The organism is Paraburkholderia sp. Ac-20340, from assembly GCF_017104965.1.
Classification (GTDB): Bacteria; Pseudomonadota; Gammaproteobacteria; order Burkholderiales; family Burkholderiaceae; genus Paraburkholderia.
In genome coordinates this window covers 185,975-209,579 of the sequence record NZ_JAAGPR010000004.1, presented here as the reverse complement: position 1 = coordinate 209,579, position 23,605 = coordinate 185,975, and the positions used below count along the sequence as shown (strand labels likewise).

Below are 23,605 nucleotides of genomic sequence, written 5' to 3'. Positions count from 1 at the left end.
GCCGATTACCACTGCAATTCTTCTTCAGCCGACAGCGCCGCCACCGTTTCGCCCCAGCGCGGCTGCGCCTGCGATTCGAAGCCGAGCATGCCGACCGCGCGCGCCGCGCTGTGGGTGATGATGGCGTCGACAGTCTGCGGGCCCGCGTAGAGCGCCGGCACCGGCGGAAACACGATCGCGCCGTATTCCGTCACGGCCGCCATATTGCGGATCTGCCCCAGATGCAGCGGTGTTTCGCGCACCATCAGCACGAGACGGCGACGCTCCTTGAGCGTGACGTCGGCGGCGCGCGTGACGAGGTTCTCGGTCACGCCGTTCGCAATGCAGGCGAGCGTATTCATCGAGCAGGGCGCGACGATCATGCCGGCGGTGCGGAACGAACCGCTCGAAATCGCCGCGCCGACGGCGCCGGTGGGATAGAACACATCGGCCATATCGATTACGTCCTGGCGCGCAAGCGTGGTTTCGTGTTCGCGCGTGAGGCCAGCTGCCTTCGACATGACGAGGTGCGATTCCGCGCCCAGTTCGCGCAGAAGCTGCAACACCTTGACGCCGTACATGAATCCCGTGGCGCCGCTGATTCCGACTACGACTCGTGGCTTTTGCATGATGTGTGACTCCAGTGTGCGGTTGAATGTGCGCAGCGCGTTCCGGGCCGCAAGCGAGGCGGGAAGGCGTTCGTCGATAGGGAGAGTATGCGCGTCGGGTTGGAGAAGATCGATACACTTGAACGTGTGATTTTGATAAGTTTTTGCTTATGTGTTGGGGGTGGTTGAGCTGGTGGATGGGGGGGTGTTGGGGAGGGCGGGGAGGTTCCTTGCTTATAGTCGCCGCGCGACCGCGGCCGGTAGTGGGAACTGGTGGTCACATCAGGTGGAGAATGGGCGGATTACGCTCATACAGGTTGGCGGAAAGAAGCGGGCTGATGACTGAGATTGTGGTTGGTGGTTGTCGAGTTGTTTGCGAAATCCAGGGTATTAGGTCGTGTAAAAACGCGCATACCCCCTCTTTCTGAGGGGTAAGTCAATAGTTAAACTCAATAAATTCGTAATCGGTAATTTTTTCTAATTTTAAAAAATTGAGAAAGAAGTACTCAAAGATTTTGCGGGAATTTTATTTTTCTTAGCGTTAGAGGATGAACTAGTTGTTAGCGTGATTGAAAATTATGCAAAACGAATAGATGGGGTTGTTCATTAATGCTCGTCCCTTTAGCATCATGGCACGTCTTACATTGACAGAAAATTCTTGGGGGGAAAATGGGCGCGCAAGACCTCTCGCAGCTGTTGCAATCGACTGCGAGTCAATACAACCGACTTGTCAAGCTTGATACGAGTCTGGGTAGCGATATTCTTCTCCCTCAACGCGTTTCTGGTCACTCACGTATTGGGCGAGACTACCAGTTCACGCTGGATGTCGTATCGCTTAGCGGGGCAATTGAGCTTAAATCACTTATTGCACAGCCTGCTACGCTCTGGTTGCAGCAGTCAGAGAGTGAATCGTATCTGCCATTTAACGGATATATCCACACGGCGCGTCGGCTTGGAGCTGATGGTCAACTGACAAGCTATCAGTTGATATTATCGACTTGGATGTATTTTTTACGTTTCAGAAAAGATGCGAGGATATTTCAGGAAAAATCGACCGATTCGATAATTCAGGAAATCTTCGCAGAACATCCGCAAGCTTCGGGTGCGTTTCGATTTGAAGTTCGCAATCCGGCACCGGTTCGCTCCTTCTGTATGCAGTATGAGAGCGACTACAACTTCGTCCATCGTTTGCTTGAATCGGAGGGTTGGTTCTACACGCTTGAGCAAGCGTCTGATGGCAAGTCGCATACTTTGGTCATCACTGACGACATCTACTCACTGAAGCCATTGACCTCCCAGCAGGTCGAATTCTACCGTTCAGATATCGCCAGCGAATCCGATACGTTGGTCCAGTGGGCTGGGTCGCGTGAGCTCCAGAGCGCTACCTATTCGTTTAGTACGGTTGATTATAAGAACCCGCTTGCGCCTAAATCTCAATCTATTCCAGCAAAGGCGGGCCAGGGCGATTTGCCGAACCAGGCCGAGATATACGAATACGGTGGAGCGTACACGTATAACACCGGTAGTCGAGGCGATGACATCAGCCGGTTCCGTATGGAGGAGTTGGAGTCGCGCGCCAAGCGCTTCTATGGCACCGGCAGCGTGCGGAGGATGGATGCGGGACGCTGGTTTGAGTTGGCGAATCATCCAGATTCTGAGGCTGATTCCGAGCAAAACCGACAATTCGTCGTCATCGAAACACGGTGGTATATCGAGAACAATTTGCCTGTTGGCGATAGTCAGCCATTTCCGTTCAGTTTGCAGAATGAATTGGAGCATGTGCGTCTGGCGCATCAGGGGGCGGACGGGGCCTCTGCCGCCACAAAAGAGTCGAGCAGTGTCGGCTTCTTTCTCGTTGAAATCGAGGCTCAGCGTCGCATCGTTCCGTATCGAAGCCCTTTCGAACATCACAAGCCAGTGCTTTCCACCCAGACCGCCACAGTTGTGGGGCCGTCAGGGGAGGAGGTCTACACGGACAACCTTAACCGGGTCAAGGTCCGGATGAATTGGGACCGGTCTGATGACCAGGAAAGCTCGTCTTGCTGGATGCGGGTCATGTCTACGCATGCCGGGAGTAACTTCGGTGGCGTCTACGTACCGCGCATCGGCCAGGAGGTTGTCGTAACTTTTCTCGACGGCGATTGTGACCGACCGCTAGTGAGCGGGGCTGTATTCAATGGAAACCAGGTTCCGCAGTGGCACACGCAGGGAACGATGTCGGGTTACAAATCCAAAGAGTACAAGGGCGATGGCTTCAATCAGCTGGTCTTTGATGATACGACGGGCCAGAATCGAACTCAGCTTTTCAGTTCGACAGGGTCATCTCTCTTGCATCTCGGTTACCTGATTGACCAGCAGGACAATACGCGTGGCGCCTTTCTGGGCTCGGGCTTCAATCTGAAAACCGATAACAGTGGTGCGGTCCGTGCCGCTCAGGGGCTCTTCCTCACCACATTTGCTCGTACAGGCACTACGGCGCAGCAAATGGATGTCAAGGAAGCCTACGAGCACCTGGTCCAGTCTGGCGGAGTCATCGAAAGTCGCTCGGAAGCCGCGGCCTCTGCGCAGGCCGAAACGCTGACGGATGCTCACACGTCGCTGAACGAATTTGCTCAGGCAACCCAGACCGGAAGTGGAGCAGCGACCAGTGCTGCGGCATCCTCGGCGCTGGCTTCCTCAGCTGCGACCTCATCGGAAAGCAGCAACAGTGGGAAAGGACAGGCGAACAATTTCCAGAAACCGCTGATTCTTCTGGCGGGCTCTGAGGACATTGGTCTGGCGACTCAATCCTCGATACAACTGGCGGCTACCCAGCACATCAATCTGGTTAGCGGGGTAAACACAACGCTTGCGGCTTCCGGGTCGTTTCTGGCGAGCATCAAGCAGAAGCTGAGTATTTTTGTCGAGGGTGCCGGCATGAAACTCTTTGCCGGAAGGGGCAAGATTGAAGTGCAGGCACAGACGGATAACATCGAGTTGACTGCTGACCGGACATTCAAGGTCACCTCAACTTCAGATTCCGTGGAGATTCAGGCGCAGAAAGAAATCTGCTTGAAGGTCGGAGGCGCGACGCTACAGATGAAGGATGGCAGTCTCTACATCCACTGTCCGGGTGCCGTGGAAATCAAGGGCGCATCGCATACGCTGTCAGGTCCACAAGGAGACAGCGCTTCGTCGGCATTGCCCACGGTGGAATCGTGTGCTCAAAAATTTGGCTCGGCCGCACAGAGTGGCGCAGCCCTCGTCAGCTAAAAACATGAATCAATTTCTGATTGTTGAGACCAGCAACGGGGCTGTTGAATTGGACACGGCACCACGGATGTATCACGTGGGCGAGATTGTTCCGGATGCCATGCCGGAACTGAAAGGTGTCATGCCGTCGTTGTTTTCGATAGAGCACGCTGAAGAGCAGCTCCCGGTCATTACCTCTATTGCTGCGCGGGACGCGGAAGAAGGGCTGGCCCCTCGCATTTGCGCGTGTGTGCATACTGAGGCGGCGGGTAGCGACCTGCTGCTTCATCTGGGCAACGTTATCGCATTGCCGACTGAACCGGAGAGTTTCACCGCTTTCAGGTTTTACGACCCTCGAGTATTCCGGCACCTCGAATGGATTTTGCGGCCTGACCAACTGGCACACGTGTTTGGCCCGATTACCCACTGGGACTACTTTTCGGGGCAAGCCTGGACGAGCTTGACTCCACCGGCAGAGCAGGCGGCACGGGCTCTTCTAGTTTCGAAGGAGCAGCGAGCCATGCTCGGCCGCGTTCATCGGATTGAACAGGTGCTCAAGTCGATCAGGGACGCTGGCGAGGCACTGGAAGAGCGTGGACCTCGAAAAATTGATGCTTTGCTCATCAAGGGCGAAAACTACGGCCTATCTGGCGAAGACCTCGTGGTTTTCGCGGTTCAAGGGGCTTTGATTTCCCCCGATTTTGACCAACACCCGGCCGTAGCGGCGGCTTTGCGTCAGGATTCGGTACGGACGTACACCGAGATCACAAGCCGCTGGACTGACGAACACTGGGCTCAGATTATCCACGACCTTGCTCACGCTGCCTGAGTTGAAGAAGACCACAAAGTACAATAGGGAAACCTATGGCCACTAACATTCCTAAAGTACAAGCCGCAACGTCCAACGCCCAGGCGAATGCCTGCACGAAGTCTTGCAATATGTGCGAGAAAGACGGGCTGCTTATCCTCCCCGTGCGTTACGCAGCCGCTGCTGCGACGAACGTTCACGACCTGGGGCCGATTGCTTCGCTGTCGTTGCCTAAAGGCCAATTTGGAGCGGGAGTAACCACCGTTGCGGCGCGCAAGGCTTCCTATTTCTTGCGTTCGATACGAAAAGGGTTCATTCACGTCTACTACCAGTCACAGAACAAGTGGCAGATTTACGGCGTGACAACCGAGGGATATGTCTTCAACTATCCGCTCGATGTGGAATTGCCCGAGACGCAAGAGAAGGCGTTTAACTGTCAGCAGAGCGGGCACAAGGAACTCGCGCGGTGCATCAGCATTGACCATCCCAAAAAAGCCGGTAAGGTCTATATGGCGTTCAGCGATGTTCGCTGGACCGACCCGGTGCGCAAGCGATTCGAGGCCAATGAAAAGGGGTGCCGGGATAAGCGTATGCAGGTACTTGACGCACTTGCGTGGAGTTCCGGTAATCATGCTCAAGCTCATGCCCAGACGATTCAGCATGTTGGTGAATACGTGCTTGAGTACAAGCCCGGTATCACGGACGCCCAGCGCCCAATATCTCCTTTTCGGTTCAAGAGTCTTACCGGCGAAACGGATGGCCTCAAACAGGTCATGGACGCACATGAAAAGGGCAACGGCCTGTTCTTTGCGTTGTGGGACGCTGCGGGCGTAACACAGGAGCTCAATGCAGAGTATGTGGCCGGATTGGGCAAAACAATGCAGCCCTACGAGCGCGGCATCTGGTCGGCTAGTGCTATTGAAGGGTTAGAGAAGGTTTTCGAGGACGCCGCTGCTGAAAAGGAAGAGTCCGCTGCGACGCAGATGGAAGGCCAAGCTTACGAGAACTATGCAATCTATTCGCTCTTTGACGGTGGTAAGCGGGTTCAAGCTGAAGTAGAAGCCATTGAGAAGCAAAAAAAGGCCGAATTGCCTAAGGTAAAGGAGGATGCGTGGAAGGAATTCAAGAACTACTACAGTCCAGGAGCAATCGCTGATTTTCGCAAGAAGATGGCTGACGCAATCCAGTCAGTCGAAAAAAGTACACTCACGCCATTGTCGCTCGACCATAAAGACTGGCTGACAGGCCCGCAGCTAGGGACGGTCTTTGCATGGGACTATCACGAACTTGACCAGGTTGCTGGCATCAAATATAGCGAGCTCTTTCAGGCCTGTATTGAGAACTCTTCGGGCAGGGAAGCTGTCCTTAACGCTGTGGCAGACTGGGCCAATGGCAAGGTCACAGACCGGGACAACCTGTTGCTGCGTTCGCTCATTATTAATCATCAACCTAGCGCAGAAAAGGCTGCGGAAGCTGCAAATTTTCCGCTCGTCGAACTTCGTGAGACGCTCGCAAAACTAATTGAACTTAATCACGCGGCGGACGAAGTGCTTGAGAAGCACGGAAAGGCTTTGGTTGCTCGCGCGGCCAAGGCAGTTGCCAGTGTAGTTCACGAACTGACGGGTCCTATGGCTAGCTACATCGCGAACAAAGGTGATGTGGCAGGGGTTCGGGTTCTGGTCGCTGCGCTGAGCAGCCGCCCACAGCTTCAGGTTATCGTCAAGCCGGTTACGGGCACTGCAAACCAATGGGTCACCTATATGGCGCGGCAGATTTATGACTCGATGCCTGAGAAAAATCGCCCGAGCATGCGCGACCTTAAGTCCAACCTACGTAAGGTATTTATTAAGGACAAAGGCTCACCCCTCGAGGTGCAGCAATTCATCGTCCTTGACAAGGATGAAATGGCCAAGGTGATTGCTGCGGGCAAGGGCAAGTCAGCTGAGGCGATTTTTGCGCCGGGAACCAAGGCTATCTTGACAGAGGAGAATGTCACGGAAGCCTTTCTACCGAAGTTCAACCGGTTTTCGCAAGGTGATGTGGCCTACGGGGTTGTTGGTATGTTGTTCAATGCCGCCAACTGGATGATTGCTTCGAAGGAGCTCAAAAAGGCATCCGCGCAGAATGAGACGGAACTCTGGTGGAAATGGCTCGCATCGGTAGTTGCATTCACTTCAGGAAGCGTACAGACGACAGGATATGCTCTTAAGTCTGTCAGTAAGGTCATCGAAAGAAGCAAGGAGCTTGCAGAAGCTTGTGAACAATTTGGCGATATCTTCGAGGTAGCCGGGCGATGGGCCGGTGCGGCAGCTGGTTTAGTGGGGGCTTGGTTCGACTTCAAGCAGTCGGGTGAAATGCACGAAGCTCATCACGGCATACTGGCGGCGCTGTATACGACATCTGCGCTTGCCAACGTGGCGATGTGTATCGCTGCAGTACTTGAGGCCACATTTGTAGGGATTATTTTGCTCATCGTGGTCCTCGCCATTGGCTTGATTATCCAGTGGCAGAAGACGAGAGAATTGCAGGAGTGGCTGAGCAAGAGCTACTTCGGAACGGAGCCCCGCGAAAAGCAATACTCTCAAAGGGATGAGCGTAAGCAATATGAGCTGTTGACCTCGTAAAACGGAGCAAGTATGTATGACTATCTGACGAAAATCGATGTGAACTGTCCCATCGAGGAGTCGGAACGCAAGCGCAGGCTGAGTATTCACAAGCCCGCCGCAGAGAAAGGTGAGGATAAGCGCGTTGTCTTCAGGATGAACGACGTCTTTCTTGACGTCTGTGATGCTTCTTACCAGCAGTTGGGCTGGGGGATTATGGCGTTCCTGTTTGCCTTTCCCTTCACAATCTACGGGGCAGTGCAATGCGTGGAGTTTACTGACATGGAGGACGTGGCCTGGGCGTTCTGGGCTCTCTTTGTGGGGTTTTGCCTGCTGGGGGGCATCTGCCTGTGGGCTCTATTTCGGGATTGTTTTGGCTACCGGCACAAGACAGTGCGGTTTAACCGTAAGAATCGCATGGTCTACGCCTTCAGACACAACGGCCCAGGTGGCGTTGTGACCGTACCGTGGGACAAGGCGTTTTTCTTTCCGCATCGACAGGCTTCGTACGCAATGATGGGTGGTGCACCCACGGTCATGCGCTGCTATGTTCTGGCAGAGGATGGAAAGACCATCAAAGATACCTTCAGCTTTGGGCTTCGGGTGGTCAACGGCGGTGATGAAGGCGGAGCATGGGGGAAAGAAGTTCTCCATGCGGTTCTTGCCAATTTCGAGTTCATCCGGCAGTTCATGGAAGAGGGTCCCGCAAATCTTAGCGTTGAGCGGTACATGCCCGAAGGCCCCTCGCTTAAGGCCTCGTTCGCTATCTGGTTTGACGGCTTTCGCGAGGTTGGGCTGATTGCGCGGGCTTTGACGATTGTTGCCGCAGTCCCGATGGTCTTTATGTCGATATTCCACTACATCGCGCAGTTGACCAGCAGGGAACCCGTGTGGCCGGAAGACGTTCAGCGTGCCTCGGAAGCCCCCCAAACTTCTGTTGCGCCTGTTGCTCAGTCCTGACAGCGGACTTTCTGACTCAACCACGAGCGGGGCTGGGACGATAAGCCCAATAGGGTGCCGCAAGTGGCCCCGGTCACCGAGCAAAACGCACAGTCAGCTTCGAGAGGCAGTTTTGTAGTGTACGCCTGACCCCGAACGCCTTTGTAACGGCTTATGGCCGACCACCACCTACTGCACTTCGCATAACCGATGGCGCCATCGAAGTAGACACGATCTTCAGCGTGCGTGCGGGAGCTAACGCTTCACACGAATAAAAAAAACGACCGCTTTCAGTTCTCAAATGACTGATCGATCTGCACGGGTTCTACAAGCGCATGCAGTTCAGACAAGCACTACTCCAAAATCTGCCAGCCGTTGCGTAATGCAACTCGCATGACCTAGCCCCAGACCACGGTTGAGTCCACGACTCAATGCCGCCTCCAGCAACGAAGTTGCCCGAAAGGGCAATCGTTTTGCCCCCAATCCCTATAGTGCCCATTCTGCTTTCGGAGAAGACTGGGCGAGTTCCAATGGTTGGTAACGACCGTCATCTTATGTGGCTGAAGGACTGTGGCGCAGCGTTGCCTGACCCGCATCCGACGTCGGCTTAATGCCAGGCCGACGAATCTTTCAGGGGTATCGCATGCCACGATTGCCACGCATTACGCAGCTTGCCTCGCCTGTCATCCGGGCTCCGTTCGTCCTTGCCGCAGCGGGGTTGCTCGCGATGGCCGTGAATGGCCAGGCGCAGACCGACACCCAGTCACAGGCGCATCCGAATATCGTGCTGATCGTGGCTGACGATGTCGGATGGGGCGATCTCGGCGTATACGGTGGCGGCGAAGGGCGTGGCATTCCCACGCCCAATCTCGACCGCATGGCAGACGAAGGCATTACCTTCTTCGACTTCTACGGGCAACCCAGCTGCACGCCGGGCCGCGCGGCCATCCAGACCGGGCGTAACCCGAATCGCAGCGGTATGACGACGGTGGCGTTCCAGGGGCAGGGCGGTGGCTTGCCGCATGCCGAATGGACACTCGCTTCCGTGCTCAAGCTTGCGCACTACAACACCTACTTCACGGGCAAATGGCACCTCGGCGAAGCGGACTATTCGCTGCCCAACCAGCAGGGCTACGACGACATGAAGTACGTCGGCCTCTACCACCTGAACGCGTACACGTACTCCGATCCAAAGTGGTTCCCGGACATGGACGAGCAGACACGTGCGATGTTCGCGAAGGTGACGACCGGCATGCTCTCGGGCAGGGCTGGCGAGAAAGCGCATGAGGAATTCAAGGTGAACGGCGAGTACGTCGATACTCCTCAACAAGGCGTGGTCGGTATTCCGTTTCTCGATCGCTACATCGAGAAAGCCTCGCTCGACGATATTGACGATGCAGCCAGCAAGGGGCAGCCCTTCTTCATCAACATCAACTTCATGAAGGTCCACCAGCCCAACCTGCCGGACCCGGATTTCATCAACAAGTCCTTGTCGAAGACAAAGTACGCCGATTCGCTGATGGAACTCGATGCGCGTGTCGGCCATGTCCTCGACAAGCTGCGTGAGAAGGGTCTCGACAAGAACACCCTGGTGATCTTCACGACCGACAACGGCGCCTGGCAGGACGTCTATCCCGATGCGGGCTACACGCCATTTCGCGGCACCAAGGGCACGGACCGCGAAGGCGGGGCGCGTGTGCCGTGTATCGCCTGGTGGCCCGGCACGATCAAGCCGCGTCAGCGTAACTTCGATATTCTCGGCGGCCTCGATTTCATGGCCACTTTCGCGAAGCTGGGCGGTGTCAATCTGCCGAAAAACGACCGCGAGGGTAAGCCCATCATCTTCGACAGCTACGACATGACACCGGTGCTGTACGGCACGGGTAAGGCCGGACGCAACACGTGGTTTTACTTCACCGAAAACGAACTCACGCCGGGCGCGGTACGTGTGGGCCGTTTCAAGGCGGAATTCAACCTGCGCGGCGACGGTGGCGCGCTGACCGGCGGTCTCGCGGTGGATTCGAACCTTGGCTGGAAGGGACCGGAAAGTTATGTGGCGACCGTGCCGCAAGTGTTCGATCTCTATCAGGACCCGCAGGAGCGCTACGACATCTATATGAACAACTACACGGAGCACACCTGGACCATTCCGGCCTTTGCCGGCGCGATCAAGGATCTGATGAAGACTTATGCCCAGTATCCGCCGCGCAAGGCGCAAAGCGAAGCGTACTCGGGGCCGATCACGCTCAGTCAGTATGAGAAGTTCCAGTACGTCCGCGATCAACTCGGCAAGCAGGGTTTCAATATTCCGATGCCAAGCGGTAATTGAGTTACGCACAGGCATCCAGCGTGTGATGGACAAGTGGCGCTGGCCGTCGAGACGGCTGGCGCCAGTTCTTCGTGCACACCTGTGCAGCGTTATTGACCAAGGAAACGAATCACCATGCAGACCGTCGAGCCTCTTCGATCCTCGCGCAATCCGTTGCGTTACCTGGCGGCTGCCATCGTGCTATGCGCGAGTGTTGCGCTGGCTGGCTGTGCCGGCCACGCGCCGCAACGAGACGGGCAGAGCGCCGCCGCGCCGCTGGCAACGCCCGGCACGCAGATGGCCGATGCATTGCCGTCATGGCAGGATAGCGCGGCGCGTGCGGCCATTCTGAAGTTCGTGGGCGATGTGACCCGCGACGGCTCGCCCAGCTACGTGCGCCCGGAAGCGCGCATAGCGGTCTTCGACAACGACGGTACGTTATGGAGCGAGCGGCCCATGCCGTTCCAGCTTCTTTTCATGATCGACAGGCTCAAGGCAGCCGCGCCGCAACATCCCGAGTGGCAGCGCAATCCGGTATTCAAGGCGCTGATGGCGCACGACGCGGTGACACTCGCCAAAAATGAGAACGCGCTGCTTCAACTCCTCGAAGTCGCCAATAGCGGCATGACGACTGATCAATACGATCAAATGATTCGTGACTGGCTCGCAAGTGCTCGCCATCCGACGCTCGATCGGCCCTACACGTCGCTCGTGTATCAGCCGCAGCTCGAACTGCTCGCACTGTTGCGCGCCAACGGATTCCAGATCTGGATCGTGTCGGGTGGCACGGCTGAATTCATGCGCGTATGGGTCAACGAGGCGTACGGCATTCCGCCCGAGCGCGTCGTCGGCACGCAGGAAAAGCTCAAGTACGGCATGCGCGATGGGAAACCGGTGCTGGTGCGCGAGCCGGGCATCGAATTCAACGATGACGGGCCAGGCAAACCGGTTGGCATTGTCCGCGCAATCGGCCAGCGCCCGATACTGGCGTTCGGCAACTCGGACGGCGATCGCGAAATGCTCGAATACACCACGGCAGGCACGGGCCCATCGCTCGGCCTGCTGCTGCATCATGACGATGCGTCGCGCGAGTTCGCTTACGATCGCCACGCCGGATCGGCGAGTCTGGACAAGGCGTGGGACGAAGCGGCGGGTCGTGGATGGATCGTCGTGAGCATGAAGCAGGACTGGAAGACGGTGTTTCCTGCGAAGCCGGGTTCCGGTACGCAATAGCGCATGGCGTACGCGCGCGCGATCTCATTTGCACCGATCGCGATACCATGATCGACGGCTTTGCAAGCGACCTGTTCCCTACGCCACTAAAACGCGGTTGGAGAGACGGCATGCAAGAGACTCATGAAACGGTGGACACCGTACCCATCACGTTTTTTGCCGAGCGGCCCGCGGCTCTCGAACCCGTTGCGCCTGAGCAAAAAGGGCGCTTTCACGCGATGGCGAAGCCCATCGGTTCGACCTGCAATATCGATTGCACGTATTGCTACTACCTTCACAAAGAGCATTTGCTTGAGCAGCATCGCGGCCGCCGCATGGCGCCAACCATGCTGGAGCGCTACATTCGTCAGTACATCGAAGCGCAGAATGGCGATGAGATTATTTTCTCGTGGCAAGGTGGCGAACCCACCATGCTCGGGCTCGACTTCTTTCGCGATATCGTCGAAATCCAGCAGCGCTTCGCACCGGCAGGGCGCAAGATTTCCAATGACCTCCAGACGAACGGGACGTTGCTCGACGATGCCTGGTGCGAGTTTCTGAACGCGCACAACTTCCTCGTGGGCATCAGCATCGACGGTCCGCGCGAACTGCACGATGCTTTTCGTCTTGACCGCAAGGGGCGGCCGACTTTCGATAACGTCATGCGGGGTGTCAATCTGCTGCGCAAGCATGGTGTGAAGTTCAACACACTCACGGTCGTGAACCGCGTCAACGCGAAGCGGCCACTCGATGTTTATCGTTTCCTGCGCAACGAACTGGGTTCGACGTATATCCAGTTTATTCCCTGCGTCGAGCCGAAAGACTTTCATAGCGTGGCGCCCCAGCATTGGCCGGTAGACGCGATGCCTCTCCTTGGCAGCAGCGCAGCGAAGCCTGGAAATGCGGATTCCGTCGTGACGGACTGGTCGGTCGATCCCGATGACTGGGGATATTTCCTCTCACGGACCTTCGACGAGTGGCACAGAAAAGACGCCGGGCGCGTGCTGGTCAATCTGTTCGAAACGGCCGTGGTGCAGACAAGGGGATTGCCGGCGCAAACCTGCGTGACCGCCGAATTCTGCGGCAAGGCACTGGCGGTCGAGCATGATGGCGAAGTCTATTCCTGCGATCACTATGTCTACCCGTCGTACTCGTTAGGCAACATTCGCGAGACCCATATCGGCGCGATGGCATTTTCGAAACGACAGCAGACATTCGGTTTCGCCAAGCGCGACACGTTGCCTTCGTATTGCCGGCAGTGCAAACATCTGAAACTGTGCTGGGGCGAGTGTCCGAAGAATCGCTTCGTGCGCAGCCCCGATGGCGAGCCTGGATTGAACTATCTTTGTGCAGGCATTCGCCGGTTTCACGATCATGCTGCGCCGGCGTTGCGGCAACTCGCAAAGCGCTCCGTTTAAGTCGGGACCAGGTAGTCGTTTTGCGGATCGATCCCAGATAGCGGTCGATTGAAGGCTTTTTCGAACACCAATTGAGGGAGCCAGGCCAAAATCATGTTCGAAGTCGCGGAGGAATGGACGCGTTACGGGGTTGAATGGCTCCGACTTCTGGTTGAGGGTTTGGGCGCAACCGTCATTTTCATCGGACTTCTGGTCTCGCTGCGCGAGCTTGCCAACCATTGGCATGAAAAGCGACTGGACGATTTCAACGCGGTCCGGCTGATCTTTGCCCGTTACCTGGCCACAGCGCTGGAATTCCAGCTCGCTGCCGATATTCTTTCCACTACCGTGTCGCCAACATGGGACCAATTAGGCAAGCTTGCTGTTGTGGCGGTTATCCGCACTGCGCTCAACTATTTTCTGACGAGAGAAATTCACGAAGGGCGCGCATCCTGATAGAGCAGATAGGTGTGTGTTTAACTGCAGCGCAGTAAAGTAAGCCTTGAGGAACGTTCGCGTTCCTCGGTCTCCGAATCTGCTGCCCGCCACGTGCGGGCTTTTTTCTGCCTACGGGCCGCCGATGCCCCGCAATCGCGCATGTGCCTCTCACTACGCACGCTGTCCTGGCGGCTGATCATGGTCCCGCGCGTCAATTAGCAGGCTCGACTGGCACAAATCGTTTTGCCTGTTCTCTCGCTATTTCCTCCCGCTCCAGCGTGCTTAGCGTTCCATTTCGGCCTGTTTTGCCCCTTGGGGCAACGGGATTGCCCGATATACCTATGGCCCAATGCAGAATAATTACTAAAACTTACGCGGACGCGAAGCACGCCTGTTTTAGCGCGCCGTTAGCGATTCTCTCGCGCCGTCGTTTCCGGTTTATTCGTGTTCCTGACGATGACGGATGATGCCATGAACCATATCTACCGATTGTGCTGGAATCGATCGCTGTCTCAGTGGGTCGTCGTATCGGAGATTGCAGGCCGATGCGCAGGCAGAGGCGCGGCGCGATCGCGGGGCGGCGTGCGAACCGTTATCGCGTTGCTCGTGGCCGGAGCGCTCGCGTTGTGCACGGCTGCGGTGTATGCCGCAGGGGGACCGAGCGGCGGCCAGGTGGTTGCGGGTGTCGGCACGATCACTCAGGCCGGTTCGACAACCACGATCCAGCAGGGCAGTCCGACCCTGCAACTGAGCTGGCAGAGTTTCAATGTCGGCGCTGGGCAGACCGTGAATTTCGTGCAGCCGGGCAGCAGTTCGCTCGCGGTCAACCGCATTCTCGGCAGCACGCCGAGCGCGGTACTCGGCAAGCTCAACGCGAACGGTCAGGTCTGGCTTATCAATCCCAATGGCGTGCTATTTGGTCCGTCGGCGCGGGTGAATGTGGGTGGCATCGTTGCCTCCACACTCGATGTCGATCCCGGTACGCCCGGCAGCCATTCGCGCCGTTTCAGCGGCGACGGGCAAGGCAGCGTCGTCAATCAGGGCACGATTATCGCGGCCGATGGCGGCTATGTGGCGTTGCTCGGCAACCATGTTTCCAACGAGGGTGTTATCAGCGCGCGTCTGGGGACGATCGCGCTGGCGGGCGGTCGCGCAGCGACGCTCACGTTCGACGGTTCGCGTCTGCTGAACGTTCAGGTCGATGCGAGCACGCTCGATAACCTGGCCGAAAACCGCCAATTGCTGGTCGCCGACGGCGGCCAGGTCATCATGACCGCGGGCGCGAAAGACGCATTGCTTGCCAGCGCCGTCAATAACACCGGCAAGATTCGTGCGCAGACCGTTGAGGATCACGAAGGAAAAATCGTTCTGCTGGGCGGCATGGAAGCGGGGCAGGTGAACGTGGGCGGCACGCTGGATGCGAGCGCGCCCCATGGAGGAAACGGGGGATCGATCGAGACCTCGGCGGCCCATTTCAATATCGCGCCGGATACGCATATCACGGCCGCTGCGCCGTTCGGGCGCGCGGGCACGTGGCTCGTCGATCCGACCGATCTGACCATCGACGCCAATGCGGCCACGCAGATTTCGAACACGTTGAACGGCGGCACCAATGTGGTCGAGCAGACCACGGCGTCGGGTACCACGGGCGCGGGCGTGCAGTCGCCGGGCGCGGGCGATATCACTGTCAATTCGGCGATCACCTGGAGCAATTCCGCCGCGAGCCTCACGCTCCAGGCGCTCAACGCCATCTACGTGAATGCGCCGGTGACGGGCGCAGGCGCGGTGACGATGCAGGCGGGCACGGGCAATCTGACGATCGCCTCCGCCGGGTCGATTACGGGCGCGGCGGGCGTGGTGCTCGCGACCAACGCCAATTTCGTGAACAACGCGGGCGGCTCGGCAGTGAGCACGGGCACATCCGCGCCGTGGCTGATCTACTCCACCGATCCGCGCCAGGACACCACGGGCGGCCTCACGCCCTCGTTTATCCAGTACAACGCGCCGTATGCGACGCGACCCGCCACCGCGGGTAACGGCTTCCTCTACAGCCTGGCACCGACCATCACCTTGACCGGTCTCACCGGCAGCGTCAGCAAGGTCTACGACGGCACCACCACGGCGAATCTGACCAACGCCAATCTGCAAACCACCGGGCTCATCAACGGCGATATTGTTGCGAGCGCAACGGGCACCTATGGCTCGTCGAACGCCGGCACGAACATCACCGTCAATTCGCCGACGACCTTCGCGGGCGTGGTGGTCACCACATCGGGCGGCATTCCCGCATACGGGTACAAGGCGACCGGCACGGCTTCGGCGAACATCGGCACGATCACGCCCGCGCCGCTCACGGTCAGCATCGTCAACGATCCGACCAAGGTCTACGACGGCACGACTTCCGCGCCGCTTTCCGCGAGCAATTACAGCTTCACGGGCTTCGTGGCCGGGCAGGGCGCGAGCGTCAATCAGGCCAGCTCGGTCGCGTATTCGAGCGCCGATGCGGGCACGGGTATTCCCATCAACGCGACGTTTACTTCCACCAATTTCGTGGCCAATAGCGGCACGAGTCTGGCGAACTACACGTTGCCGACATCGGCGAGCGGCACCGGCACGATTACGCCAGCGCCGTTGCTGATCAGCGGACTCATCGCCGGCAACAAGGTGTACGACGGCACGCGCGCGGCGGCGCTCGATTCGAGCGGCGCGTCGCTCTTCGGCATCATCAGTTCGGACAGCGGGCAGGTTTCGCTCGTTTCGAGCGGCGCGACTGGCACGTTTCTGACGCCCAATGTCGGCAACAATATTTCCGTGGTGCCTTCGGGCTTCACCTTGACGGGCGCGAAGGCCGGCAACTACACGATTTCGTTGCCCGCGTATCTGAGCGCCAACATCACGCCGAAAACCGTGACGATCACCGGTGTAACGGCCAGCGACAAGGTGTACGACGCCACCACGACGGCCACGCTGAACCTGAGTAACGCCACCATCAGCGGCCTGGTGGCATCGGACAGCGGCAATGTCTCGCTGACGACGAGCGGCGCCACCGGCGCATTCAGCCAGTCCGACGTAGGCAACAACCTTGCGATTTCGGTGAACGGGATGGCGCTCGGTGGATCGGCGGCAGGCAACTACGCCGTGGCGGGCATCACGGGGCTCACGGCCAACATCACGCCCGCACCGCTCACGATCACGTTCCTCGGTTCGCCCACCAAGGTGTACGACGGTAGCGCCAACGCCACGCTGACACAATCGAATTACACGATCTCCGGTTTCGTGGGCGGCCAGAGCGCCACCATCGGCCAGACCTCGGCGACCTACGCGACGGCCAACGCGGGCACCGGCATCACGATCAGCGCGGCGCTGCGGCCGTCGGATTTCGTGCCGGCGAGCGGGACCTCGATGTCGAACTACACGTTCCCGACCATCGTCACTTCGCCGACCGGCATCATCACGCCCGCACCGGTTATCGTCGACATTATCGGCAATCCGACCAAGGTTTTCGACGGCACGGATACGGCTAGTCTTGGTGCGAGCAATTACTCCGTCGTGGGCGCGATTCCCGGCGAGTCGATCCTGCTGAGTCCCTATCCGACGACGGGCAACTACGCCACGCGCAATGTGGGCTATCAGGGCGTGAGCACGTCGCTCTCTTCGGGCAATTTCCAGGCAGGGCCGAACACGCTGCTGTCCAACTATGCATTGCCGACCACCGCGACCGGCATGGGCACGATCGTGCAGCGGCCGATCAGCGGCGGCCTGAGCGCATCGATCACGGATAACCCGTCGAAGACCTACGACGGCAATACGATCGCCACGATTCCGGCGAGCGATTTCACCTTCAGCGGTTTTGTCGGCACAGACAGCGCAACGGTCTCGCACACCATCACCGGGCAATACGCGACAAAGAATGCGGGTTCGCAGAGTGTCAGCGCGAGTCTCGCGGCCAGCGATCTCACAGCCGGAGCAGGCACGGACCTGAACAACTATTCGTTCCCGATTACGGCTTACGGCACCGGCACGATTCTTCCGGCGCAGCTCACTGTGACGATCATTGGCAATCCTACGAAAGTCTATAACGCCGACACGATCGCACGCGTGAGCGGCAGCAATTTCCAGATCAACGGTTTTGTGAGCGGAGAGGGTGCGAGCATCACGCCTTCCGCGCAATTCGCGTATGACCAGGCCAACGCGGGCAGCCGCACCGTTTCCGGCTCGCTGGTGCCGGGCAATTACACGGCCAACAGCGGCACGTTGCTGAGCAACTATCTGTTGCCGACTTCGGCCTCCGGTCCCGGCACGATCACGCCTGCGCCGCTCTACATTCTCAATGCGTACGCCACCAACAAGGTTTACGACACCACGACCGCCGATACGCTCGACGTCAGCACCGCGACGCTGGGCGGCGTCGTTTCGACGGATACGGGCAACGTCACGCTCAATACCTCGACGACCGGCGCGTTCGCGCAGTCCAACGTAGGCAATGGTATTGCGGTGACGGCCAGCGGCTTCAGCATTTCGGGCAGCGCAGCGGGCAACTACACGCTGCAACCGCTCACCGGACTCACCGCAAACATCACGCCCGCGCCATTGACGATGACCGGCGCGGTGGCGAACAACAAGGTGTACGACAGCACCACTGCCGCGACCATCAACACGGGCAGCGCGACGCTTTCAGGCGTGCTCGGCAGCGATAACGTCACGCTCGCTTCGGGCAGCGGCACGGGGCAATTCTCGACGGCCAACGCGGGCACGAACCTGCAGGTCACGGCAAGCGGCTTCACCTTGAGTGGCGCGCAGGCCGGCAACTATTCACTGCAGCAGCCGCAAGGCCTGTTCGCCAATATCACGCCCGCGCCGCTCGTCGTGACGATTACCGGCAATCCGGTCAAACAGTACGACGGCACGACGTCGGTGACGCTTGGCGCGTCGGACTTCAGCATCAGCGGCTTTGTCGGCAACCAGAGCGCCACGGTGACCCAGACCGCGTCGAGCGGCTATCTCTCGCCGAATGTCGGCACGAATGTGGGCTTGAGCGCGACGCTCGAACCCTCCGATTATTCGGCGGCGACCGGCACGAATCTGTCGAATTACAGCTTGCCGACGCAGGCCACCGGCACGCTCGGCGCAATCACGGCAAAGGTCATCAACCTGACCGGCAAGCGCGTGTACGACGCCACGACCGGCGCTGACGCAAGCCTCTTTTCGAGCGCGGGCGTGGTCAACGGCGTGAACGGCGAAACCTTGAGCCTGACCGGTTCCGGCGTGCTCACCACGAAGAACGTGGGTGTCCAGCAGCCGTTCTCGACGCTGGGCACGCTCGCGCTCGGCAACGGCAGCAACGGCGGCCTCGCGAGCAACTACACGCTGCTGGGCGGCACCGACTGGGTCACGATTACGCCGGCGCAACTCACGGTGCTCAATACCGTTGCGGCCAGCAAGGTGTACGACGGCAACACCAACGCGCAGCTATCGGGCGCGATACTCGGCGGCGTGCTGGGCTCGGACCAGGTGACGCTGGGCAACGACGCGATCGGCGAGTTCAACAACAAGAACGTGGGCACCGGCAAGCCGGTCAGCACCAGCATGACGATCTCGGGCACGGATGCGGGCAACTACACGCTCGCCCAGCCGACCGGCATTAGCGCCGATATCACGGCGGCAATCATTCGCGTGACGGCCAGCGGCATCGACAAGCAGTACGACGGCACGACGGCCGCACAGGTCAATCTGTCGAGCGCGGGCGTCGTCTCTGGCGACAGCGTCGGCTATGGCTATTCGGCGAACTTTTCGCAGGCCAATGTGGGCAGCAATCTGCCGGTGACGGTTACCGGCATCACGCTGACGGGCAGCGACGCGGGCAACTACACGCTCTTCAACACGACGGCCAACACGATTGCGAGCATCACGCCGCGCGTCATCAGCCTGCAGGGCACGCGTATCTACGATACGAGCACCGGTGCGGATGCGGGCCTGTTTTCCACGAGCGGCTCGATCGGCGGGGTCAATGGCGAGACGCTCAGCTTGAGCGGTTCCGGCGTGCTGACGACGAAAAACGTCGGCACCCAGGTGCCGTTCTCGAATCTGGGCACGCTGGCGCTCGGCGATGGCGGCAACGGCGGTCTGGCGAGCAACTACACGCTCACGGGCGGCGCGGACTGGGTCACCATCACGCCCGCCAGGCTGACCGTGACCGGCACGCAGGCGCACGACAAACAGTACGACGGCAACACCAGCGCGCAGTTGAGCGGCGCGTCGTTGCAGGGCGTGCTGGGAACGGATAGCGTGACGCTGGGCAACGATACGGTCGGCCAGTTCAACGACAAGAATGTGGGCACCGGCAAGCCGGTCACCACCAGCATGACGGTCTCGGGCACCGATTCGGGCAATTACATCCTCGTGCAGCCAACGGGTCTGACCGCAAGCATCACCGCGCTGCCCATCGTCGTGGTCAGCGCAACGGGCCACGACAAGGTGTACGACGGCAACACCACGGCCACCGTCGATCTGGGCAGCCCGAATGTCGTCGCGGGCGATAGCGTGGTGATCGGCGATACATCGGCGACCTTCGCGACGCCAAACGTCGGGACGGCCATTCCGATCACGGTGCTCGGCATCAATCTGAGCGGCGCGGATGCTGGCAATTACGTCTTGCAGAACACGACCGCATCGACGAGCGCCAACATCACGCCCGTTGTGCTGAGTCTTCAGGGTTCGCGTGTCTACGATTCGACCACGAACGCCAATGCAAGCCTCTTCGGCAGCGGCGGCGTGCTGACCGGCGTGAACGGCGAAACGCTCACGCTGTCCGGCACGGGCACGCTCGCGAGCAAGAACGTCAACACGCAACAGGCGTTCGCCTCGAATGGCCTGGCGGGCTTCACGCTCACGGGCAACGGCAGTGCACTGGCGAGCAATTACACGCTCACGGGCGGCACCGACTGGGTCGCCATCACGCCCGCCACCCTGAGCGTGAACGGCACCACGGTGAACACCAGGGTCTACGACGCGACCACCAACGCGACCTTGAGCGGCGCGACGCTCACAGGCGTGTTCACGGGCGACGCCGTGACCTTGGGCAACGACACGAGCGGCACATTCGACAACAAGAACGTGGGCAGCGGCAAGACCGTGACGGCTTCGACGATGACGCTAGGCGGCGCCGATGCGGGCAACTACGTGCTGACGCAACCCGGCGGCCTCACCGGTACGATCACGCCGCTTGCGATCACCGTGGGCGCGAGCGCGCAGGACAAGACCTATGACGGTAACGCGACGGCCACGGCGTCGGTCGGCACCACGGGTGTGCTGTCCGGCGACACGGTGAGCTTCGGCTTCGGCGGCGCGAGCTTCGACACGGCGAACGCCGGCACCGGCAAGACGGTCACCGTGAACAGCATCGCCGCGAGCGGCGCGGACGCAGGCAACTACACCTACAACACCACGGCGACCACCACGGCCAGCATTCTGCCTTTCGTGCTGAACCTCACCGGACAGCGCGATTACGACGGCACGACGGGCGCGGCCGCGAGCCTGTTCGGCAGCAACGGCGTGCTCACCGGCGCGAACGGCGAAACGCTCACACTCTCGGGCACCGGCACGCTTGCCACGAAGAATGCCGGCACGCAGCAGCCGTTCGCGGCCAACGGCCTCGCGGGCTTTACGCTGACCGGCAACAACGGTGCGCTGGCGGCCAACTACACGTTTGCGGGCGGCAGCGACTGGGTGACGATCAACCCGCTCGCGCTCACGCTCAGCGCAACGGCAGCCAGCCGCTACTACAACGGCTCGACCGGCGCTTCCGCGACGCTCACGCCCAGCGGCGTGCTGGCAGGCGACACCGTGAACTTCACGTTCACGGGCGCGAATTTCGCCACGCCCAATGCGGGCAACGGCATTCAGGTGACGGTCGCGGGCATCGCGGCAAGCGGCGCCGATGCGGGCAACTACACCTTCGCCAACACGGCGACCACCACGGCCGATATCTGGCCGTATGTGCTCACGCTGCAAGGCTCGCGCGTCTACGACGGCACGACGGGCGCGGATTCGAGCCTGTTCGCGAACGGCGGCACGATTGCGGGCGTCAACGGCGAGACTTTGAGCCTGAGCGGCGCGGGCACGCTGTCGAGCAAGAACGTCGGCAGCAAGGTGTCGTTCTCGAGTCTCGGGTCGCTGGCGCTGGGCGACGGTACGGGTCTGGCCAGCAACTACACGCTGGGGACGACCGGGGTTGGCGACTGGGTCAACATCACGCCGAAGGCGCTCACGATCACGGCCACCGGCGAGAACAAGATCTATGACGGCACGACGGCCGCGCAGTTGAGCAACTTCACGGTGACCGGCCTCGTGGCGGGCGACAACGCCTCGGTCGGCTACAACTCGGCGGACTTTGCAACGGCGAATGTCGGCACGAATATTCCGATCACCGTGGGCCTCTACGGCAATGGCACGGATATCAGCAACTATTCGTTCGGCAGCCGCGTGGTCACGACGAGTGCCGACATCACGCCGCGCGCGCTGACGATCACCGCCACGGCGCAGAACAAGTTCTACGACGGCACCACCACGGCGACTTTGAGCGGGCTTTCCGTGAGCGGCCTGGTGTCGGGCGATGCGTCCAGTTTTACGGCGTCGGGCGCGAACTTCAGCACGTCGAATGCGGGCAATAACATTCTGGTGACCGTGACGGGCATCACCGGCACGGGCAGCGCGCTGTCGAACTACACCTTCAACCAGACGGCCGTGACCACCGCGGACATCCTGCCGTACGTGCTCAACCTCACGGGCACGCGCGTCTACGACGGCACCGATCAGGCAAACGCCAGCCTCTTCGGCAACGGCGGCCAGCTTACGGGCGTGGCCGGACAGACGCTCACGCTTTCCGGCACCGGCACGCTGTCGAGCCGCAATGCCGGAACGCGGCAGCCGTTTGCGCCGGGCGGGCTGTCGGGCTATACGCTCGCTGGCAACAACGGGGCGCTATCGAGCAACTACACGCTGGCGGGTGGCATCGACTGGGTCAGCATCACGCCGCTGGCCATCACCGTGAACGCCACGGGCAGCAGCAAGGTCTACGACGGCTCGCGTACGGCTTCGGTGGGGCTGGCCGGCAGCGGCATCCTGAGCGGTGACGTCGTGAGTTTCAGCGCCGGTGCGGCGAATTTCGTGACGCCGAATGCCGGCAACGGCGTTCCGATTCTGGTGACTGGCATCACCGGCAGCGGCGCGGATGCTGGCAATTACAGCTTCAATTCGATCGCGACGACCTCCGCGAATATCACGCCGGTCGTGCTCGACCTCACCGGCAGCCGCGTGTACGACGCCACCACGGGCGCATCGGCGGGCCTGTTCGGCACGAACGGCGTGCTTCAGGGCGTGAATGGCGAAACGCTGACGCTGTCCGGCAGCGGCACGCTCTCGACGAAGAACATCGGCACCCAGCTTGCGTTCGCATCCGGCGGACTCGACGGCTATACGCTGACCGGCAACGGCGCGGCGCTCGCCGGCAATTACACGCTGGCGGGCGGCGTGGACTGGGTGACGGTGACGCCCGCGCCGCTGACGGTGGTGGGCACGCGCACGACCAACCGCACCTACAACGGCACCGTGCTCGATGCGCTTTCCGGCGCGACGCTTTCGGGCGTCCTCGGCGGCGACAGTGTGGCGCTCGGCAACGACACGGTCGGCTATTTCGATAACCCGGCCGTCGGCTTCAACAAGCGGGTGAGCACGGCCATGACCGCAGGCGGCGCGGATTCGGGCAATTACGTGCTGGTGCAGCCCACCGGACTCACCGCCGACATCATCACGCCCGTCGCGCCCGTTCCCGCGGGAGCGCTGGCGAGCGTGCAGGCGCCGCTAGGCGCGGGCGGCGTGGCAACGCCGTATGGCACGGCCTCGGATACCGCGCAGGGCGGTTACGCAGGCAATCAGAAGCAGGAAGACCACCCCAACGAGCGCAACGTGGCGCATGCGGATTTCCATCCGGGACTCGCGCTCACCGTGCTCAACGGCGGGGTCAGGCTACCCGCGCAATGACGCCGATCAGGCCACGGGTGGAGGAGAACCACAACGCTCGCGCA

General features: G+C 59.9%; 10 protein-coding genes. 9 read left to right on the top strand and 1 reads right to left on the bottom strand.

Translation table 11 applies throughout. The annotated features are described in order from the left end of the window. Nucleotides 1-5 precede the first annotated feature (5 nt). Nucleotides 6-608: a UbiX family flavin prenyltransferase gene (locus tag G3N59_RS08110; RefSeq protein ID WP_205982044.1), complete on the bottom strand. Its 603-nt coding sequence runs from the start codon at nucleotides 606-608 to the stop codon at nucleotides 6-8. A gap of 648 nt (nucleotides 609-1,256) precedes the next feature. Between G3N59_RS08110 and G3N59_RS08105 the strand changes: the two genes are divergently transcribed. The 9 genes from G3N59_RS08105 (at nucleotide 1,257) to G3N59_RS08065 (ending at nucleotide 23,561) form a co-directional block, all read left to right on the top strand. Further along, entirely contained in the window at nucleotides 1,257-3,839 is a 2,583-nt protein-coding gene (locus tag G3N59_RS08105) for a type VI secretion system Vgr family protein (protein WP_205982043.1), read from the top strand. A 4-nt stretch (nucleotides 3,840-3,843) separates the two neighbouring features. Further along, nucleotides 3,844-4,647, top strand: a complete 804-nt coding sequence (locus G3N59_RS08100; protein WP_205982042.1) for a DUF4123 domain-containing protein — start codon at nucleotides 3,844-3,846, stop codon at nucleotides 4,645-4,647. 35 nt (nucleotides 4,648-4,682) lie between these two features. After that, a complete protein-coding gene (locus G3N59_RS08095; RefSeq protein ID WP_205982041.1) occupies nucleotides 4,683-7,250 on the top strand; it encodes a T6SS effector BTH_I2691 family protein in 2,568 nt (855 codons plus the stop codon). Between the two features lie 12 nt (nucleotides 7,251-7,262). Continuing rightward, nucleotides 7,263-8,189 carry a DUF6708 domain-containing protein gene (locus tag G3N59_RS08090; RefSeq protein WP_205982040.1) on the top strand — a complete coding sequence of 309 codons (927 nt, stop codon included), beginning with the start codon at nucleotides 7,263-7,265 and terminating at the stop codon, nucleotides 8,187-8,189. Between the two features lie 622 nt (nucleotides 8,190-8,811). Further along, entirely contained in the window at nucleotides 8,812-10,497 is a 1,686-nt protein-coding gene (locus G3N59_RS08085) for an arylsulfatase (protein ID WP_205982039.1), read from the top strand. Between the two features lie 114 nt (nucleotides 10,498-10,611). Then, nucleotides 10,612-11,709, top strand: a complete 1,098-nt coding sequence (locus tag G3N59_RS08080; protein WP_205982038.1) for an HAD family hydrolase — start codon at nucleotides 10,612-10,614, stop codon at nucleotides 11,707-11,709. Next, the gene (locus G3N59_RS08075) at nucleotides 11,637-13,106 is read left to right on the top strand and encodes an anaerobic sulfatase maturase (protein ID WP_241023263.1); all 1,470 of its coding nucleotides are present in this window, start codon (nucleotides 11,637-11,639) and stop codon (nucleotides 13,104-13,106) included. The genes G3N59_RS08080 and G3N59_RS08075 overlap by 73 nt, the downstream gene beginning before the upstream one ends. Nucleotides 13,107-13,199: 93 nt before the next feature. Further along, nucleotides 13,200-13,541 carry a DUF1622 domain-containing protein gene (locus G3N59_RS08070; protein ID WP_205982037.1) on the top strand — a complete coding sequence of 114 codons (342 nt, stop codon included), beginning with the start codon at nucleotides 13,200-13,202 and terminating at the stop codon, nucleotides 13,539-13,541. 438 nt (nucleotides 13,542-13,979) lie between these two features. Continuing rightward, a complete protein-coding gene (locus G3N59_RS08065; RefSeq protein WP_346777860.1) occupies nucleotides 13,980-23,561 on the top strand; it encodes a YDG domain-containing protein in 9,582 nt (3,193 codons plus the stop codon). The last annotated feature ends 44 nt before the right edge of the window (nucleotides 23,562-23,605 follow it).

Excerpts from the sequence above, each read along its gene's own strand:
- G3N59_RS08110 (WP_205982044.1), bottom strand. The coding sequence starts at position 608 with ATGCAAAAGCCACGAGTCGTAGTCGGAATCAGCGGCGCCACGGGATTC.
- G3N59_RS08105 (WP_205982043.1), top strand. The coding sequence starts at position 1,257 with ATGGGCGCGCAAGACCTCTCGCAGCTGTTGCAATCGACTGCGAGTCAA.
- G3N59_RS08100 (WP_205982042.1), top strand. The coding sequence starts at position 3,844 with ATGAATCAATTTCTGATTGTTGAGACCAGCAACGGGGCTGTTGAATTG.
- G3N59_RS08095 (WP_205982041.1), top strand. The coding sequence starts at position 4,683 with ATGGCCACTAACATTCCTAAAGTACAAGCCGCAACGTCCAACGCCCAG.
- G3N59_RS08090 (WP_205982040.1), top strand. The coding sequence starts at position 7,263 with ATGTATGACTATCTGACGAAAATCGATGTGAACTGTCCCATCGAGGAG.
- G3N59_RS08085 (WP_205982039.1), top strand. The coding sequence starts at position 8,812 with ATGCCACGATTGCCACGCATTACGCAGCTTGCCTCGCCTGTCATCCGG.
- G3N59_RS08080 (WP_205982038.1), top strand. The coding sequence starts at position 10,612 with ATGCAGACCGTCGAGCCTCTTCGATCCTCGCGCAATCCGTTGCGTTAC.
- G3N59_RS08075 (WP_241023263.1), top strand. The coding sequence starts at position 11,637 with ATGGATCGTCGTGAGCATGAAGCAGGACTGGAAGACGGTGTTTCCTGC.
- G3N59_RS08070 (WP_205982037.1), top strand. The coding sequence starts at position 13,200 with ATGTTCGAAGTCGCGGAGGAATGGACGCGTTACGGGGTTGAATGGCTC.
- G3N59_RS08065 (WP_346777860.1), top strand. The coding sequence starts at position 13,980 with ATGACGGATGATGCCATGAACCATATCTACCGATTGTGCTGGAATCGA.